Source organism: Lysobacter sp. TAB13, from assembly GCF_052113885.1.
GTDB classification, from domain to species: domain Bacteria; phylum Pseudomonadota; class Gammaproteobacteria; order Xanthomonadales; family Xanthomonadaceae; genus Lysobacter; species Lysobacter gummosus.
Map to the genome: position 1 here is coordinate 1 of NZ_JBFRDR010000158.1, position 489 is coordinate 489.

1 protein-coding gene is annotated in these 489 nt (G+C 65.6%); it reads left to right on the forward strand.

From position 1 onward, the window contains the following. Window positions 1-19: 19 nt before the first annotated feature. Window positions 20-489 (forward strand): hypothetical protein (locus tag AB4Y92_RS25620; protein ID WP_441822176.1); only part of this gene is annotated, 470 nt, incomplete at its 3' end.

The following is a 489-nucleotide window of genomic DNA, read 5'->3' on the forward strand; positions in this document are numbered from 1 at the left end:
GTTCCCGCAGGCGCAGCCGATGCTGCTGGCGAACTGGGGCATCTTGCCGGTCGCCTTGCCGATGATGGCGCTGATTGTCGCCGATGTCGGGAAGCGCTCGCGTGGCCAGGCTCTGGCCCTGCTGCTCCCCTTCCTCTTGTTCGCGTCGCTGCCGATCAACCTGCACAGCCTGTATCCGATGCCAGGCTTCGATGGCTTCGGGCACTACAACCGCCATATCAGCCTCCTGCTCTACCTGCTCGTGGCGACACTCCTCTTCGTCGAGGCGCGCGGCCTGCAAGTGGGACTTCTCGCCCTGCTGATGCTCACCCTCTTCCTGGTCAAGGTCACGGGAGCGGTATCGGGGACGTTCCTGGTCGGCTATGCGGTTCTGTCCGGGCGGATGCGCCTGCGCGACGCGTCCGTCGCCGCGGCGCTGGTCATTGCCGTGCTCGCCCCGCTCGATTTCGTGACCGGCATCGTGCGCGCCTATGTCGATGACATCCTGAC